The organism is Actinosynnema sp. CS-041913, from assembly GCF_050942485.1.
GTDB lineage: Bacteria > Actinomycetota > Actinomycetes > Mycobacteriales > Pseudonocardiaceae > Actinosynnema.
The window spans coordinates 3,414,137-3,430,486 of sequence record NZ_CP192037.1; the positions used below are offsets into that span (position 1 = coordinate 3,414,137).

Sequence of the window (16,350 nt, forward strand, 5' to 3'; positions counted from 1 at the left end):
TCCTGCGCGTGGAATACACCGACCGCCGCATCGGATACCTCGGTCGCGTGGAAATGCGCCGGCTCCATCGGCGTTTCACCGTGTCACGTGCGGGAGTTCGTGTCAAAAGTGAGTTATGCCGGGCCGAGCAGGTCCCACAGGTTGCCGGCGATGTCGCGGAAGACCGCGACGCGCCCGTAGGGTTCGGTGCGGGGCGGGCTCGTGAATTCGACGTCGGCGGCGATCATGCGCTCGTAGGCGGTGTCGAAGTCGTCGACGCGGAGGAAGAAGCCGACACGGCCCGCGGTCTGCTCTCCCACGGCGGCTGTCTGGCTCGCGCCGTCGGCGCGTGCGAGCAGGATGCCTGTCCCGCCGCCGGGCGGACGCACGACGACCCACCGTTTCGGACGGCCGTCGTTGGTCAGCGAGGGGGAGTCCTCCGCCAACTCGAAGCCCAGGACGGTGGTGAAGAACTCGATCGCCGGGTCGTACTCCTCGACGACGATCGTGATGAGATCCACTCGCACCTGTCGAGCGTAGTGCCCGGGTGACCTCGAAGGTGTCGTGACCGACGCCTTGAGACCATTGAGCCGGCTGACCCGCGCACAGGTGTGGCGGCGTCGCAAACCGGGCATTCGGACACCGGCAATCCGACTCCCCAAGGAGAAACAGGTGTCACCAAGTCGATTAACGCGAGTCTTCGCGGCACTCGTCGGTCTCGCGGCGCTGCTCGTGGCCCCGGCCGGCGCCGGCGCGACCACGCCCGACCGGAACACCGCGACCGTCGAGATCCGGTACAACCCCGGCGACCAGGATCCCGCGAGCGGCCCGAACTCCTTCGTGATCACCGTGTCGAAGTGTCCGCCCACCTGGTACGTCGAGTACCGCTGGGCCTCGAAATCGGGACGTGTCAACGGCAAGTGCGGCGGGACGACGACCGCTTCCCTCGCGCCGCTGGGCGACGCCGAGCACCCGCTCCGATGGCGGTCGTGCAGCTTCATGATGTGGAAGAAGCCGCCGCTCCCGTATGTCCGTTGCGGCGACTACAAAGAGAGTGTCGTGCGCACCGGCTGAGCCACCGTCTCCACGCCGAGGTCGTCGGTTTCCGGCCGGACGACCGACAGCCTGCGCCGCGAGCCGCAGCGGGACGAAGAACCCCAGCGCGGCCAACGGCAGTACGGCCACCCACGCCGGTGAACGTGCCGACCCAGCCGTGCAGGCCGGGAGCCTTCGCGGGGGTGGGTGGTCATGTCGTGGCGCGGAAGGCGCGCCGGTACTCGGTTGGTGTGACGCCGAGATGCGTGGCGAAGTGGCGGCGGAGGTTGGCCGCCGAGCCGAGTCCGCTGTGTCGGCTGACCTGGTCCACCGGCAGAACGGTCGCCTCAAGCAGGCTTCGTGCGCGGATGACGCGTTGGGCGAGCAGCCATTGCAGCGGTGTCGTGGTGGTCGTGTCGTGGAACCGCCGGACGAATGTGCGGGCGCTCATGCCGGCCTTGCGTGCCGGCATCTCCACGGTCAGCGGTTGGTCGAGGTTCTCGGTGGCCCAGTGCAGCAGTGGGCCGAGGCCGTCGTTGTCGTTGTCGGGCACCGACACCGCGATGTACTGGGACTGGCCGCCGGCTCGGTGGGCGGGCAGCACCATGCGGCGGGCCACCTGGTTGGCGACGTGCGCGCCGAGGTCACGGCGGACCACGTGCAGGCACAGGTCGATGCCGGCGCTGCGGCCGGCGCTGGTGAGCACGTCGCCGTCGTCCACGTACAGCGCGGTGTCGTCCACCTGTACCCGGGGATGCAGCATCGCCATGGTGGCGGCGTACATCCAGTGCGTGGCCGCCCGCCTGCCGTCGAGGAGCCCGGCCGCGGCGAGGACGAAGGATCCGGTGCACAGCGAGACGACGCGCGCCCCCGCGGCGGCTGCTGCGCGCACGGCCGCGATCAGCGCGGGCGGGATGGGGTGGCCGGACTGGACGCAGGCGTACGGCAGCGCGGGCACGACCACCGTCTCCGCGTCGGCCAAGCCCTCCAGACCGTGGTCGGCGCGCTGCCAGAAGCCGAACTCGGCGCGGGTGCCGGCCGGGTTCGCCGCGCACAGCCGCAGGTCGTACCAGGGATCGGCGAGATCCGTCCGGTTCGGGCCGAACACCTCGCAGGCGATGGCCAACTCGAACAGCGGCAGCGCGACGTGCTGATCGACCTGTTCGACCGCGAGTTCGTGGAAACCCAGGAGGAGGTGGGAATCCATGTGGTGGGCCAGTTCCGCGACGAGGACGATCCGGACCGGTTCGTGTGGCTCCGCGCGTTCCCCGACATGGACGCCCGACGTGAGGCGCTGACCGCGTTCTACGTCGACGGAGCCGCGTGGCGGGAGCACAGCGCCGCGGCGCGGGCCACCATGTTCGACACCCCCGACGTCCTGCTGCTGCGCCCCGCCCGACCCCACTCCGGGTTCGCCCCGCCGGCCGCCCGACCTCGCCCGGTCGACGCGGAGGCGGCACCGGCTCCCGGGTGGCGCTGACCGTCTACCACCTGGCTTCCGCGGTGGACGATGAGTTCGTCGGCTTCTTCGAGGACTGCGTGAAGCCGGTGCTGATCGAGACCGGGCGCACCGCCTGTCGCCTACTTCCGCACCGAACCGGCGGACAACACCTATCCCGCCCTGCCCGTGCGGGCAGGAGTCGTCAGGGCGCATGATTTTCCTTGGTCGCGTCGGTTACCCCATCATCCGGGAACCGCCTGGTAGTGGACCTGACGACTGATTGACTCGGCGCCAACCCTTCGCCCAAGGGCTCGGTGCCGTCCCTTCCGCCCACCGCCTCGCCTCGCCTCGCGAACGCCTCGCCTACGCGTGCGCCGGCGGCGGACTTCCGCGCATCCGTCCTGAGTGGACAGTGTCGTCGGCGGTGCGGTCCGGTCCGGTATCAGCCGGGCCGGACCGCGGGTGGGCCTGACGACGCCCGCCAACCGAAGTGACGGCAGCCCCGTCCGCAGGAACCGAGTGGAATTCACCTCTGCGCAAACGGGACTCACTACGTTCTTCCCGGTGCGAATCCTCTTCTCTAGCCTCGGCTCACACGGACACACCTACCCCCTCCTGCCGCTCGCGGTCGCCGCCCACGAGGTGGGCCACGACGTCACGTTCGTGACCACGGCCCCGTTCGCGAGCGTCGTGACCCCGTACGGCATCGATCACGTCGCCGGCGGCATGGACATGCTCGCGGCGTTCGAACTGGTCAACGCGGGCCCTGCGGCCCGGAAGGCGCCCGGTTTCCGACCGGAGCTGGTCTCGGAGGTGTTCGGCTCGATCCTGCCGCGCAGCTACGCCGCGGACCTGGCGCCGATCATCGTCGACCGCAAGCCCGACCTGGTCGTGCACGAGCTGGCCAACCCCGGCGCGGGGCTGGCCGCGAAGGTCGCGGACGTGCCCGCGGTGTGCCACTCGTTCGGCCGCCGGTGGCGGCCCACAGGACCTCCCGAGGTCATGCGCAGATACCTGGCCGAGGTCGCGGTGGACCTCGGCGTCGACCTGGCCGACGGCGACCTCATGCCGCTCGGCAACCCCTATCTCGACATCTGCCCGCCGTCGGTGCAGGACCCGGATCTCCCGGTCTCGCCGACCGACACCATCCCGCTGCGGCCGGTGCCGTTCTCCGAGCCCGGCGAGCTGCCGTCGTGGGTGCGCGAACACCGGGAGCCGTTGGTGTACCTGACGTTGGGCACGGCGTTCGGCGACGCGGGTGTGCTGCGCACCGCCATCGAGGGCCTGGCGACGCTGGACGCGAAGGTGTTGGTGTCCACCGGCCCGAGCGTCGCGGTGGGCGCGCTGGGCGACGTGCCGGACAACGTGGTCGTGCAACCGTGGTTGCCGCAGGCCGACCTCCTGCCGCACGTGGACCTCGTGGTGCACCACGGCGGCGCCGGCGCGACGATGGGCACGTTCGCCACGGGCGTGCCGCACCTGGTCTTACCGCAGGGCGCCGACCAGTTCAGCAACGCCGAGGTGGTGACCGCGGCCGGACTCGGCGACCAGGTGCTCGCCGCGGAGCTGACCGCCGAGGTGATCGCGACCAAGGCGCGCCACCTGCTGACCGACGAGGCCGTGCTCGCCGCGGCCAGGGCGATGGCGGAGGAGGTAGCCGCCATGCCATCGCCGCACGACGTGGCCTCCACGCTGCCCGACTACGCGTAACCCGCTCCCCGCCCGCCTGACCGCGCCGAGCGAGTCGCGCGGCCAGGCGGGCACGGCGGGGGCGGAAGATGACGGGCATCGCCCACAGCTACCAGAGCAGGACGTGGGAGGCGACCGGAACCTTCCTCCTGTGGCTGCGCGGATCGTCGTTACCATCGGGCAGATGAAACTCCGCGCGCCACTCGCCGCTGTCGTCCTGCTCCTGCTCTCCGCCTGTGGCGGCACAGCGGAGAACACACCGGGAAATACACCGGGAAACACTTCGGAGAACACTTCGGGGAACGGGCCGGAGGCGGCTTTGAAGGCCCTCGCCGCCGCTGCCGACGCCCAGGACGACGAGGCGGTGCGCAAGCTCGTCTGTCCCGAGGTCTGGAGCCAATCCCGGACTTTAGCCGCGAAGAAGGCCGAAGCCGTGCAGCTCGACCCGCGCCTCGCCGACCTCCGCTACCGACTCACCGCCAAGGAGGTCCGGGACCGGACCGACACGGCGGCGACCGGTCTGCTCGACGTCGAGGTGGAGGGCCTGCCCGACGACTTGTCGCCCGAGACCCGATCGGGCCTCGACGCGATGGAGGCCCCGATCCCGGTCGCCCTGCTCGGCCCGGACCGGACGATCAAGCTGGTCAAGCAGGGCGACGCCTGGGTGGCCTGCCGCTGAGTTCGCGGGGTCCGCGAAGGCGAACCCACCCGTCGAAGTCCAGAGGCCGCGGCACAGCCCCCAAGGAGACCCGGGCGGCGTCGGGCGCACGCAACTCCAACCGGAATCGGGTGCACAGCAGGTAGGCCAACAGCACTAGCTGAATGCTCCCCAGCCCGGCGCCGATGCAAGCGGTGGGCGCCCACCCGAACGGCACGTAGTAGTGCCCTCCCGGTGGTCGGTGGGCCGCTCCTGCCGACCACCGGTGCGGGTCGAACGTGTCCGGGTCGGACCAGTGCCGCTCATCGTGGTTGACCAGATAAGGGCTTACCAGGAAGTGCTGGCCCACTGCGAGCCGGTGGGCGCGAACCGTCAGAGGCACCCGGGCGCTGCGGGTCATCAGCAGCGGCGCCGACCACATCCGCAGCACCTCTTTCACGAACTGGTGCGCGGTCGGCGCGGACCTGGTGCCGGTCCGGTACAACTGGTCGACGGGACCGGCCGCGAACTCCTCCGTCAGGGTGGCCACCCACTCGGGGCGCTTCGCCAGTTCGTACATCAGGCAGCCGGCGGTCGCGCCAGGTGGCCCGGCGATCGCGGTCAGGACCGTCGTCACCGCCTCCATCGCCCGGTCCGGGCCGAGAGAGGGCAGCAACCGGTCCACGATCGGCTGCGTGAGGTCGACGTGGGTGCGCCCGCCACGCGCCCGGCGGCGGATCTCCTTGCGCACGACCCGACCGGTGTGCAACTGGGCGACGATGGCCTGCCACCGCTGTTGGCGGGTCTGACCACCAGGGCCCGCGTCCAACCGGGTCAGCTTCGCGATCGCGTCGCGATCGAGCCAGGCCTGGTCCGAAGTGGACAGTCCGTCGAGCACCACGGGGACCAGAGCGCGGAACATCATCTCGTGTGCCAGCCACCCGAAATCCACGTGCTGGTCGCGGCGGTTGTCCAGGATCGCGGCCATGCGGTCGGTCAGCGCGCGCAGCCGGCTCTCTTCGCTGAGCACCCGGATCTGGGACAGCCACAGCGAACGCACCTGCCGCCACGACACGGCCGGGCTGCGACGGCCGCGGATCCGGTCGACGAACCGGTCGGGCAGCGTCAAATCGGCGAAGTTCTCGGCGTTGGCCCGGCTCGCCGCGTCGGCGTCGAACACCATCAGCCGCCGGTCGCCGTGCCAGAACACCCCGTCGTGCTCGGCGTTCGGGGCACGCAGGTTCGCCAGCAGGTCCGGGTCGTCGCGACCGGTCATCGTGTGTCCCCCCGAGGTGGGGAGCGTGTGGCCACGCTCCCCACCTGCTCCGATCAGATGTGGTGGTATACGTACCAGCGGTACTCGGCATCGCTCTTGCGGATGTTGAGTGCCACCAGTACGGAATGGATGATCTTGGCCATGTTCACCTCCCTCTGCCCGTGCGGGCACCGTTCGTGCGCAGGGTGAAGTCCGGTGGCGCGAGCGCCGCAGCGATGTGCGGCCGATGCCGGTGGGCCTCGACCCGCCACCGCTCGGCCGGCGGCAGCAGCCGCAGGACGTCCTCGACCAGCCGGACGGCGAAGCCCGCCGCCACGCAGGTGTGGGTGCCCCAGCCGAACGGGATGAACGCCTCCGCGCCGCCGCGCGGCAGGCCGGCCGACCACCGCTCCGGGAGGAACTTGTCGGGGTCGGGCCAGCAGCGGCTGTCCCGGTGCACGAGGTAGCTGCACACCACCACCTCGTCGGACGTCGTCACCTCGGTCTCACCCAACCGGTGGGGTTCGGCGGGGAAGCGGCCGAAGTTCCAGGCCACCGGCCGAAGTCGCAACGCCTCACGCACCACACCGGCCAGGTCGCCGCCCGCTTCGGGCTCGGTGCCCAGCAGGTACACCGACCAGCCCAACAGGAACCCCGTCGAGCCCGTGACCGAGAACAGGAAGGACAGGAACACCTCCGCCAGCCGCACCAGCGCCTGGTGCGAGGAGCCGTCCGGCGCGGCGGCGGCGAGGACATCCAGCAGGTCGGCCGGCGTCCGCACGGCCCGGGTGCGCCGGCGGGACAACTCGGCGACCAGCGCGCGGCGAACCCTGCTTCGCAGCACGGCCCGCAACAGCACCGGCCGCCGGTCCCGCGCGCCGGCCAGCACCGCGTGCCGGACCACCTGGTCGACGAGCCGACGCAGCTCGCCCTCTGGTACCAGCACATCGCGGAAACACGTGTACATCAACAGGTTTCCCGCGTCCGGCCATCGGCTGTCCGGCCCGATCTCCCGCTCGACGGTCGCCGCCAGCCGGTCCGACCGGGCGATCCAGTGATCGCGCAGCAGGTTCCGCGCCACCCGGCCGATCTCCTGCTGCGTCGAACGCGGCCCGAGAAGACCCTTGCCGGTCTGGAAAAAGTCCGAGTGCTCCCGGTAGCGCGACCCGGTGTTGGCGAGAACGGCTTTCGCCGTAGCCGGATCGCCCACGTAGAGCACACCCGGCCTGCGCTGGAAGATCGGCCCGTGACGGGCACGAAGATCGTCGAGCGTCTCCAGTTCGTCCACTCGTCCGCCCCACCCGGCCGATTTTTCAGGAACCACAGCAGCTTCGCGCTGTGCGTGCCGTCAGGGCAAGCCACCGAATGGCCGGGCTCCTTGTGGAATACGTTGGAACCCGGGTGTCGCGGCCTGCCGACGCATGAGCTGCTCGGGGTCCGGGTGGGCGAGCCACCGGTTGACGTGGTGCCTCGACCGGTGGGGGCGAGGATGAGGACGGAGGCCGTGACGAGCGGGCCGAGTTGGTGGTGGCCGGCGCCGGCCAGTCCGGTGATGACGGGCAACAGCGTGAGCGAGGGGTGCACACTCAGCCCGCGATGATCCGGCGGACACCGTCGATGCCTTCGTGCGTGCCGATCACGACCAGCACGTCCCCGGACCGGATCACCTCGGTCGGCACGGGTGATGCGATGACATCCTCACCGCGCACCACGGCCACGATGGACGCACCGGTGCGGGTGCGTGCCCGCGTGGCACCGACCGGCTGACCCGTGTAGGGCGACTCGGCGGGGACGTCGATCTGGCCCGCAGCCAAGCCGGCTTCTCCGCCGCGGCGAACCGTCTCGACAAGAACCCGAGACAGTCCACAGTAGACATAGACCGTGCCGGTGTGGCGGTGCTGTCCGGACCGAGCCCAGGTCGGCGTCGCCCGCTGTTCGAGCCCTGCGGCGGTGGACGGCCCGCACTGCTGCTGCCCGAGCCGTGCATGCTGTTGGAGTCGAACATCAGCGCGGACCCGTCCGGCCCGGTGAACTGCTCGATGCCGTGCGCCTCCGCCAGCGCGGTCAGGCTCGCCCGGCTCGGCACGCCGATCTCCTGCTCCCGCAACGAGTTCACCCGGCTCTGGTGCACGTAGACGTCCGAGCCGAGGATCTGCCGCGCCCGGTCCAGCAGCCGGGGGTCGGCGGCCGGCCGGGCGATCGTCTCGCTGATCCGGTGCACCTCGAAGATGGAGCGGACGTCGTCGGTGGCGGTCCTGGTCGGGTAGCGGTCATGTGCGGGGCTCCTGTTCCGAAGGCCGTTCGTCCAGTGTGATCAGGGGGTAGACGCCGTTCTCGTCGTGCACTTCCCGTCCGGTGACCGGCGGGGTGAACACGCAGATCGCGCGGATGTCGGTGGTCGGGCGGACCTGGTGGCGCTCGTGCCCGTCCAGCAGGTAGAGCGTGCCGGGCCGCAGGGGGTGGACCTCGCCGGTCTCCTTGTCGGTCAGCTCGCCCTCGCCTTCGACGCACAGCACGGCCTCGACGTGGTTGGCGTACCAGAAGTCGTTGACGCTGCCCGCTTTCAGGACCGTCTCGTGCAGTGAGAAGCCGACGCGGTCGCCGGCCAGGACGATGCGCTTGCTGCGCCAGTTCGGCGTGACGACATCGCGGTCGGTGCCGTCGAGGTCGTGCAGGGAACGGACGATCACGGTGTTCTCCTCCTGAGGTTCAGTCGGCGGCGCAGTCGCGGACGGACTCGGCCGGCAGCCGGAGCCCCTGGTCGAGTTCCCGGTCGGTGACCGTCAGCGGCGGCATCAGTTTGACGACCTGGTCCGCCGGGCCGGAAGTTTCGACCAGCAGGCCCCGGCGGAACGCCGTCGCCGCCACCCGCCCGACGGGCCCGGCGCGGTCGAAGGCCAGTCCGCGCGCGAGCCCGCGACCCCGCGGCTGGGTGCTCCGCGGGGCGGGCCACTGGTCGGAGAGGGGGCGAAATGAGGTTCGACTGGCAGGCCGCGTGGGACGCGGTGCCGCCGTTGCTGGACGGCTTGGCGGTCGCACTGCCGGCCACCGTGCTCGGCTACCTGATCGCCCTGGTGCTGGGGCTCGGCTTCGCGCGCCTGCGGCGCGGCGGCCGGCCCTGGATCCGGCTCCCGGTGGCGTTCGTGGTCGAGTTCATCCCGCTCCACACCGCTGCTGGTGCAGCTCTTCTCCCTGTTCTTCGTGCTGCCCACGGTCGGCATCGAGCTGTCGCCGCTGATGACCGGCGCGGTCGGCCTCGGCGTGCACTACGCGACGTACACCTCCGAGGTGTACCCCGCGGGCATCGACGGCGTGCCCGCCGGGCAGTGGGAGGCGGCGAAAGCGCTGAGCCTATCCCGCCGGCGGACCTGGACCAGGGTCGTGCTGCCGCAGGCGGTGCCGAGAGTCGTGCCGGCGCTGGGCAACTACTCCTTCGACGGGGTGAGCAAGAGGTTCGGCGCCACCGTCGTGCTGGACGACCTGTCGTTCGACGTCCGGGCAGGCGAACGGGTCACGCTGATCGGCCCGAGCGGCTCGGGCAAGACGACCATCCTGCGGATGCTGATGACGCTCACCGCGCCGCACCATGGGATGATCATCCTGGGCGGCACGCCCCTGTTCCACGAACAGCGCGGCGACACCCTCGTGCCGGCCGGCGAGCAGCACCTGCGGGCGATGCGCCGGCACACCACGATGGTCTTCCAGCAGTACAACCTGTTCCCCAACATGCGGGTGCTGCGCAACGTCACCGAGGCGCCGGTGCACGTGCTCGGGCTGAGCCGGGACGAGGCCGACGAACGCGCCCGTGAGCTGCTGGACCTGGTCGGCCTGGCCGACAAGCTCGACGCCTACCCGTCCCGGCTCTCCGGCGGCCGGCAGCACGCGCCACCCGCCGAACTGTTCGACTCACCACGGCACGACCGGACGAAAGCGTTCCTCCGTTCCGTGATCGACGAAACCTGACCCGTTCACCGCCCCTGTGCGTCACAGGTCGTTCCCGCCGTGAACGCGGAATCGCTCTCTGGCGTCTTCGGGTGGCCGCGGCTTCAGCGGCTGGGGGTCGGCGGCTCGGGTTGGGTCGGGTCGGGCGGGTTGGGTGTCGGCGGGACGGGTGGCTCCGTGCCCGGCGTGGGTTCGGGGGCAGGGCGCCGGGGGATCGGCTCCGGGGTGTTGGGTTGCGCGGGTTCCGGTGGGGTCGGCTGCACCATGACGTCTTCTCCTCCTCGCGACCGGCGGACCCGGTCAGCGGTCCGGGTACCCGTCCTCGAACGGATCCCACTTGCCTCGGACGAATCCCGCCGCCTTGATCCCGCCGCCTTGATCCCGCCGCCTTGATCCCGCCGCCTTGATCCCGCCGCCTTGATCCCGCCGGCCGATCGCCGCGAGCGTGCCGCTGTCGAAGTACCGGAGCCGACCGTCCCACGGCACCATCCGCCCGGCCGACTCGGCGGGTTCGAGACGCACGAGCCCGGGTAGCCGTGGGCGAATCACGTCATGGTCGGCCGGGTGCCGGGGAGGTTTGAGTTGGCTGGAGGCGCCCTGGTCTACGCAGGCATCGGCGTAGCGACCCTCCTCGCCGCGTTGTTGCCGAGGGTGCTGGGCAGGGTGCCGCTGTCGATGCCGATGGTGTTCCTGGGCGCGGGCGCGCTGGCGTTCACGCTCGTCGGCGCGTTGCCCGACCCGGACCCGGTCCGGTACGGCGGGGTGGCGGTGCGCCTGACCGAGCTGTGCGTGATCATCTCGTTGATGGGCGCGGGACTGGCGCTCAACCGGCCGTTCGGCGTGCGCCGGTGGTCGACGACGTGGCGGCTGCTGGCCGTGACGATGCCCTTGTCCATGCTCGCGGTCGGCGTGCTGGGCTGGGGTGTGCTCGGCTGGGGCGTCGCCTCGTCTGTGCTGCTCGCGGCGGTGGTGGCGCCCACCGATCCGGTGCTCGCGAGCGAGGTCCAGGTCGCCGAACCCGCGGAGGACCCGGACGACCCGGGCTCGGTCGAGGACGAGGCGCGGTTCGCGCTGACCTCCGAGGCGGGGCTTAACGACGGGCTGGCGTTCCCGTTCACCTACGCCGCGGTCGCCATCAGCGCGGTCGGCGTGGCGCCGGACGCCTGGCTCGCGCACTGGCTCGCCGTCGACGTGCTGTGGCGGCTGGGCTGCGGTGTGCTGGTCGGCCTGCTCGCCGGGTGGGGACTGCGCGCGCTGTTCTTCTCGGCGCCTTCCGACAAGCTCCGCCTGGCGGAGCACGCGGAGGGGTTCGTCGCGCTCGCCGCGACCTTTCTGGCCTACGGCCTCACCGAACTGGCCGAGGGGTACGGCTTCGTCGCGGTCTTCGTGTGTGCCTGCACGATCCGGGCGGGCGAGCGGTCCCACGGCTACCACCGCGTCCTGCACCGGTACGTCGAGCAGTTGGAACGCCTGCTGACGGTCCTGCTCGTCTTCCTCCTCGGCGGCGCGGCCGTCGGCGGACTGCTGGCCGGCACCGGGTGGCGGGAGGTGCTGGTGGCACTGGCGTTCCTGCTCGTGGTGCGACCGGCGGCAGGACTGGTCGGCCTGGCACGCGGCAAGACGGGCTTCCGCGAGCGGGCGGTCATCTCGTTCTTCGGCGTGCGGGGCATCGGGTCGCTGTTCTACATCGCCTACGCGCTCCAACACGGGCAGTTCGCCGAGCAGGAGGCGATCTGGCGGGTGGTCGCCCTCGTGGTGATCGGTTCGATCCTCCTCCACGGCATCACCGCGACCCCGGCGATCCTGCTACTGGACCGAATCCGCCTACGAGCCGCGCGGGCCCGGCACGGCGACCCGAGCCAAGCACCGCAGACGCCCGTGTGACGGCAGCGCCGATGCCAGATCAAGAAGGCCCCGGAATACGCTCCCGACGGCGGCGACCACGACGACCACCGTCGCCGGACCGGCGACTACTCCACCGAGGGCTACCGCACCGTCCCGCCGATGTCTCGGCTCCCGACATCCGGCGGTACCGAGCGATTGTGCGAGTACGGCGGCTGACATGAGTAATGGTCACATATTGCCGTTGAGGGAAATTAGGAGTAACGAATGAGGTCTTTGTACGATTGTCAGGTTCGGGTGGTGTTCGTATCGAGCGTCCGAACGACGTGTCGATTTCGTATGGGAGTTGATTCGGGTGTCGACCGTGACGGCGAGCCTCCGGCCTGACGGGGACGAGGACGAGCTGCGGTCGCTGGTGCGGTGGCTGCGCGACGAGGACGACCTGCGGGGTCGCGTGGAGTCGACCGCGGCCCCGATCGCCCCGGGTCGGATGGGGGCGGGTCTCGACGCGGCCGTGGTCGTGGTGACCAGTGGGACCGCGACCGTCGTGGTCAGGTCGCTGTTCGACTGGCTCAAGCACCGCCGATCGGCCGCCAAGGTGACCTTGACGCTGCGCACGGAAGACGGTCGGGAGTTGGAGTTGACCTGCGGTTCGGCCGACGACGCGCAGGCGACGGTGGTCGCGGTCCGCGGGTTCCTGGAGGCGTGACGATGGCGGCGACGCCGGACGGCCGGTTTTCGCGAGCGGTGCTGATCGGCACCAGCGACTTCCAGTTCGCCGATCAGTGGCCGCCACTGCCCGCGGTGCGGAACAACCTCACCGACCTTTCGAACGCGCTGACCGATCCGGTCACCGGGATCCTCGGCTGGGAGCAGGTCACGGTCGTCGACACGCCGGATTCCGTGGCCAGTTTCATGGACCGCTTGCGCAAGGGTGTGAGTCAGGCGGAAGACCTGCTGGTGGTGTACTTCGCCGGCCACGGCATCAGGCACGACACCCGGGACGAGTTGTACCTGACCGTCCGGCAGACGGACCGCGAAGGGCTTGCGGGGACCGCCGTTCCGTTCGAGTTCGTGCGCGAGGCGATCAAGAACAGCCCGGCTCGCAACAAGGTGCTCATCCTCGACTGCTGCTACTCGGGCACCGCGTTGGGCTCGATGTCCGGCCGCGGCATCCAGGCACGCGACGTGGCGATCCGGGGAACGGCGGTCATCACGTCGTCCTCGGGCAACCAGGTGTCCCATGCGCCGGTGGGCGATCGGAACACCGCGTTCACCGCGGAACTCATCACCCTCCTGCGGGACGGTCCACGGCTGCCTGACTCTCCTCTGACGGTGGGCGCGCTGTACAAGTCACTCGTCGCGGCCATGTCGAGCCGCGGCCTGCCGCAGCCGAAGTTCAAGAGCACGGACACCAGTGCCGACATCGTCGTCCGCAGACAGCCGCCACCGCCCCAGCCCCCACCACCGCCCCCGCCGCCACCACCGCCTCACCGGCCACCACCGCCCCCGCCGCCGGATCCGCCGCCTGTCGCAGTGCCGACGGTCCCACCGGCGCGAGCATTCGCCCCGCCCACGGTGTTGCTCGGTGGCCCACCGGCCGAGATGGCAGTCGCCGCACAAGCGATGCCCGTCGGAAACCAGCCGTCCGTGCTGCGCAACGTCGGAGCGGCCACTGCCACTGTCGTCCCGACAATGACGCGCGCTGCTTCGAGAGTGCTCGGTGCCCTGGTCCTGATACCGCTGTGGCTGATGTTCACGTTGAGCATCTCGTTCACCGTAGGCGGCGCCGCAGGATATTCCTTCGGTACGCCGCCGGACGGTGGCACTGGGAAACCCGACCTGAACGTGGCCATCGGCGCCCTGGTTTTCACCGTCGGGCTGGCGGCAGCGATCCGATGGCCCATGGCGAGGTGGCGTGCTCAACGCGAAGGTCTCACCACCCGGGAAGCACTCGCGGTAACACTGCTCGACCCCGTCTCGGCAGTCCCGAAGCCGGTGACAGGCCTGATCGCGGCTTTCGCCTTCATCATGTTGCTCACCGGTGTGCTGACCACCGGACAACCGCTGTCATCCATCGACAAGAACACCATGAGTTACGCCGCGGTGAACACATCCATGCTGCTCTGGATGGTCCTCATCAACGCGATCCTGGCGTTCGGACTGTTTGGACCGAGAAAGAAGACCGCCACCCCGACGGCACCGGACGACGTCCAACATTGACGCGACGGCGTTGCACCTCGAAGCGGCAGCAGGTAGATGGGCAACAGTCACCGGACCGCAGGTCGATGATCGCCGTCGCCAAGACCCGCCGTCGGAAGGGCGCGTCGGTCAACAGGTCTTGATCGCCAGTCGGTACTCGGCGTGGGCGGGAGCGTCGACGTAGTCCGCTGAGATCATGCTCCACCTGGCCGGGTCGGAGGTGCCGAGGTCGGCCCGCAGTTCCGCGTTGGTGATGAGGTTCCGGGATTCGCCGCACGGGAGGTAGGCGATCTCGCGCGGGTCGGATGCGTACTCCGCCTGCCACTCATCGGTCAGGGGACCGGCGAACCTCGATTCCACCTTGGCGGTGCCGACCTGGCCCTGGAAGTGGAAGTCGGCCTTGTGCGTCGCCGTCGCGCCCGGCTCCACGTGGACGTAGCCGTTGTAGGTGGCGCGCGCGACGCCGTAGGTGTAGCCCTTCGGCAGGACGATCTGGAGGTGCAGTCGACAGGACTCCCGGGCGAGGGTCGGGCCGGTCGCGCCGCCGACCTCGGCGATGAAGCGGCCGAAGGCGGTGGTGAAGGACTCGTTGTCCTCGCCGACCATGACGAAGACGTTGCGGCAGCCCGATCCGATGGTCGCCACCACGCTTACGGAGATCGGGGGACCTGGGTGGTCGGAATCGGCCGCGCCGGGCGCCGGAACCACCGCCGACAGGGCCAAAAGCGTTGCCGTTGCCATGCTCAGCATGAGGAAACCCCTCTGAACGCACGCCCGCGGCAGCACCACACCCTAGTGCGCCGGACCGCGAACGGACTCCACCGCGGGGACGATCCTCACCCGGCGCTGCCGGCCGGTCGTCGCCGTTGTGGTGCCCCAGAGCGTGGCGGTCGACGGTGGGTGGCTCGGGAAGCCTTGAGGTCCGCGGCGGGGGCCTCGCGCGCTGATCCCCGCTGCGGTTCAGGTCGGGCTCACCGCTGATGTCGGGCGGGGCGGTAGCCGCGCAGGCGGAGGCTGTTGGTGACCACCAGCACCGAGGACAGGGACATGGCCGCGCCTGCGATGAGCGGGTTGAGCAGGCCGAGCGCGGCCAGCGGGATGGCGGCGGCGTTGTAGCCGAACGCCCACACCAGGTTGCCGCGGATGGTGGCCAGGGTGCGGTTGGCCAGTTCCACGGCGTCGGGCACGGCGTGCAGGTCGTCGCGGACGAGGATGACGTCGGCGGCGTGGGCCGCGATGTCGCTGCCCCGGGCCATGGCCATGCCCAGGTCCGCCGCGGCGAGGGCGGGGCCGTCGTTGACGCCGTCGCCGACCATCGCCACCCGCCGCCCGCGGGCGCGGAGTTCGTCGAGGGCGGCGACCTTGTCGGCGGGGCGCACGCCGGCTAGGACCTCGGTGATGCCGACCTGTTCGGCGACGGCGCGGGCGGTCTCCGGGTTGTCCCCGGTGAGCAGGACGGTGCGCAGGCCGAGCCGGTGCAGGCGGTCGACGGCGTCGGCGGCGGTCGGCTTGACCGTGTCGCGCACCGCGATGCCGCCGACCACGGTGTCGTGCCGGAACACGAGCACGGTGGTCGCGGTGCCTGTGCCTGCCGACCAGACCGAGGCCTCGGGCGGCACTGCCCCGATGCGTCACCCGCCGACAGCGGCACCGCGAGCAGCCCGGCGACCGCCCACAGCGCCGCCGCCCCCGCCGCGAGCCGCACCGCCGCGTAGGCGTTGGCGGTCAACCCCTCCGTGCGTCTTGACGACACGACGAACACCGCGAACACCAGCGCCCCCGAGGTCACGGAGCCGGCCGCGTTCGCGAGCAACCGCACCACCCCGAACAGCCACGACGCCACGCGCCCCGGGTCGGTGTCACCCAACATCCCGTGCACGTCACCCGCCGCGAGCACCACGGCCGTGACGCACACCACCGCCACGCCGACCGCGAGCAGAACGGCCCTGTCACCTCTCACGACTACACCGGTCGGGTGAACAGCTCCCGCGGTTCCCGGAACTGTTCGATCCCGACCAGCTCACCGATCTCGGCTCGTCGCTCAAGGTCCCGCTAGCGATGCTCCGGGCATGGGCCGAGGAGCACATGGCCCAGATCGACCGCGCCAACGCGATCAGCGACGCCCAAACCGACCCCGCGGACAGAGGGTGAGGTGTCGCCCGCGAACACACGCTCCTACCGCAGACAAGGCGTTGCGCAATGTCCTCTGTAGCCGGGAGGAGGGTGGCAGGCTGCTCAGGCGCAGCCGGAGGAAGATAGGACCGATGTCTGGCACGCTCCGCCCGTCGAGCCAGACGTAGAGTTCGAACGTCGGCGTCCTCACATGCA

Annotated in this window: 17 protein-coding genes and 2 pseudogenes; 8 read left to right on the forward strand and 11 right to left on the reverse strand. The window is 70.6% G+C overall.

The window, feature by feature from the left end; genetic code table 11:
- Window positions 1-113: 113 nt before the first annotated feature.
- On the reverse strand, window positions 114-506 hold the full coding sequence (locus tag ACQPZF_RS16370; RefSeq protein ID WP_433272445.1) for a VOC family protein: 393 nt from the start codon (window positions 504-506) through the stop codon (window positions 114-116).
- A 145-nt stretch (window positions 507-651) separates the two neighbouring features.
- Here ACQPZF_RS16370 and ACQPZF_RS16375 point away from each other — a divergent pair, with 145 nt between their 5' ends.
- The gene (locus ACQPZF_RS16375; protein WP_433272447.1) at window positions 652-1,053 is read left to right on the forward strand and encodes a hypothetical protein; all 402 of its coding nucleotides are present in this window, start codon (window positions 652-654) and stop codon (window positions 1,051-1,053) included.
- Window positions 1,054-1,225: 172 nt separating this feature from the next.
- Here the strand turns inward: ACQPZF_RS16375 and ACQPZF_RS16380 are convergent, their stop codons facing one another.
- Window positions 1,226-2,221 carry a helix-turn-helix domain-containing protein gene (locus ACQPZF_RS16380; RefSeq protein ID WP_433272449.1) on the reverse strand — a complete coding sequence of 332 codons (996 nt, stop codon included), beginning with the start codon at window positions 2,219-2,221 and terminating at the stop codon, window positions 1,226-1,228.
- Here ACQPZF_RS16380 and ACQPZF_RS16385 point away from each other — a divergent pair.
- From ACQPZF_RS16385 to ACQPZF_RS16395, 3 genes are all read left to right on the forward strand, one after another.
- Window positions 2,210-2,494 carry a hypothetical protein gene (locus ACQPZF_RS16385; RefSeq protein ID WP_433272451.1) on the forward strand — a complete coding sequence of 95 codons (285 nt, stop codon included), beginning with the start codon at window positions 2,210-2,212 and terminating at the stop codon, window positions 2,492-2,494. The two genes, ACQPZF_RS16380 and ACQPZF_RS16385, sit on opposite strands and share 12 nt — an antisense overlap.
- A gap of 525 nt (window positions 2,495-3,019) precedes the next feature.
- On the forward strand, window positions 3,020-4,165 hold the full coding sequence (locus tag ACQPZF_RS16390; RefSeq protein ID WP_433272453.1) for a glycosyltransferase: 1,146 nt from the start codon (window positions 3,020-3,022) through the stop codon (window positions 4,163-4,165).
- Between the two features lie 163 nt (window positions 4,166-4,328).
- Window positions 4,329-4,823 carry a hypothetical protein gene (locus ACQPZF_RS16395; protein WP_433272454.1) on the forward strand — a complete coding sequence of 165 codons (495 nt, stop codon included), beginning with the start codon at window positions 4,329-4,331 and terminating at the stop codon, window positions 4,821-4,823.
- On the opposite strand, the gene ACQPZF_RS16400 is transcribed toward ACQPZF_RS16395, so the two are convergent.
- From ACQPZF_RS16400 to ACQPZF_RS16425, 6 genes and pseudogenes are all read right to left on the reverse strand, one after another.
- Window positions 4,789-6,057: a cytochrome P450 gene (locus ACQPZF_RS16400; RefSeq protein ID WP_433272456.1), complete on the reverse strand. Its 1,269-nt coding sequence runs from the start codon at window positions 6,055-6,057 to the stop codon at window positions 4,789-4,791. The genes ACQPZF_RS16395 and ACQPZF_RS16400 overlap by 35 nt on opposite strands.
- Before the next feature lie 145 nt (window positions 6,058-6,202).
- Window positions 6,203-7,324 (reverse strand): cytochrome P450, encoded by a 1,122-nt coding sequence (locus tag ACQPZF_RS16405; RefSeq protein WP_433272458.1) that lies wholly within the window; start codon window positions 7,322-7,324, stop codon window positions 6,203-6,205.
- Window positions 7,325-7,622: 298 nt separating this feature from the next.
- On the reverse strand, window positions 7,623-7,850 hold the full coding sequence (locus ACQPZF_RS16410) for a cation:proton antiporter regulatory subunit (protein ID WP_433272460.1): 228 nt from the start codon (window positions 7,848-7,850) through the stop codon (window positions 7,623-7,625).
- A 137-nt stretch (window positions 7,851-7,987) separates the two neighbouring features.
- Window positions 7,988-8,314, reverse strand: a pseudogene (locus tag ACQPZF_RS16415) (ectoine hydroxylase); the annotation flags it as partial.
- Window positions 8,307-8,726: an ectoine synthase gene (locus ACQPZF_RS16420; RefSeq protein ID WP_433272461.1), complete on the reverse strand. Its 420-nt coding sequence runs from the start codon at window positions 8,724-8,726 to the stop codon at window positions 8,307-8,309. The gene ACQPZF_RS16420 and the pseudogene ACQPZF_RS16415, both read right to left, overlap by 8 nt.
- Before the next feature lie 19 nt (window positions 8,727-8,745).
- The gene (locus ACQPZF_RS16425) at window positions 8,746-8,904 is read right to left on the reverse strand and encodes a hypothetical protein (RefSeq protein WP_433272463.1); all 159 of its coding nucleotides are present in this window, start codon (window positions 8,902-8,904) and stop codon (window positions 8,746-8,748) included.
- A 309-nt stretch (window positions 8,905-9,213) separates the two neighbouring features.
- Between ACQPZF_RS16425 and ACQPZF_RS16430 the strand changes: the two genes are divergently transcribed.
- On the forward strand, window positions 9,214-9,999 hold the full coding sequence (locus tag ACQPZF_RS16430; RefSeq protein WP_433272466.1) for an ATP-binding cassette domain-containing protein: 786 nt from the start codon (window positions 9,214-9,216) through the stop codon (window positions 9,997-9,999).
- 279 nt (window positions 10,000-10,278) lie between these two features.
- On the opposite strand, the gene ACQPZF_RS16435 is transcribed toward ACQPZF_RS16430, so the two are convergent.
- Entirely contained in the window at window positions 10,279-10,500 is a 222-nt protein-coding gene (locus ACQPZF_RS16435; protein ID WP_433272468.1) for a hypothetical protein, read from the reverse strand.
- Between the two features lie 60 nt (window positions 10,501-10,560).
- Between ACQPZF_RS16435 and ACQPZF_RS16440 the strand changes: the two genes are divergently transcribed.
- The 3 genes from ACQPZF_RS16440 (at window position 10,561) to ACQPZF_RS16450 (ending at window position 14,043) form a co-directional block, all read left to right on the forward strand.
- Complete coding sequence (locus ACQPZF_RS16440) at window positions 10,561-11,862, forward strand: cation:proton antiporter (RefSeq protein ID WP_433272470.1); 1,302 nt, start codon at window positions 10,561-10,563, stop codon at window positions 11,860-11,862.
- A gap of 322 nt (window positions 11,863-12,184) precedes the next feature.
- Window positions 12,185-12,529, forward strand: a complete 345-nt coding sequence (locus ACQPZF_RS16445) for an effector-associated constant component EACC1 (RefSeq protein WP_433272472.1) — start codon at window positions 12,185-12,187, stop codon at window positions 12,527-12,529.
- 2 nt (window positions 12,530-12,531) lie between these two features.
- Window positions 12,532-14,043, forward strand: coding sequence for a caspase family protein (locus tag ACQPZF_RS16450; RefSeq protein WP_433272474.1), 1,512 nt, complete (start codon window positions 12,532-12,534; stop codon window positions 14,041-14,043).
- A 108-nt stretch (window positions 14,044-14,151) separates the two neighbouring features.
- On the opposite strand, the gene ACQPZF_RS16455 is transcribed toward ACQPZF_RS16450, so the two are convergent.
- Both ACQPZF_RS16455 and ACQPZF_RS16460 read right to left on the reverse strand, forming a co-directional pair.
- A complete protein-coding gene (locus ACQPZF_RS16455) occupies window positions 14,152-14,772 on the reverse strand; it encodes a DUF4360 domain-containing protein (RefSeq protein ID WP_433272476.1) in 621 nt (206 codons plus the stop codon).
- A 221-nt stretch (window positions 14,773-14,993) separates the two neighbouring features.
- Window positions 14,994-15,599, reverse strand: a pseudogene (locus ACQPZF_RS16460) (heavy metal translocating P-type ATPase); the annotation flags it as partial.
- Window positions 15,600-16,350: the final 751 nt, after the last annotated feature.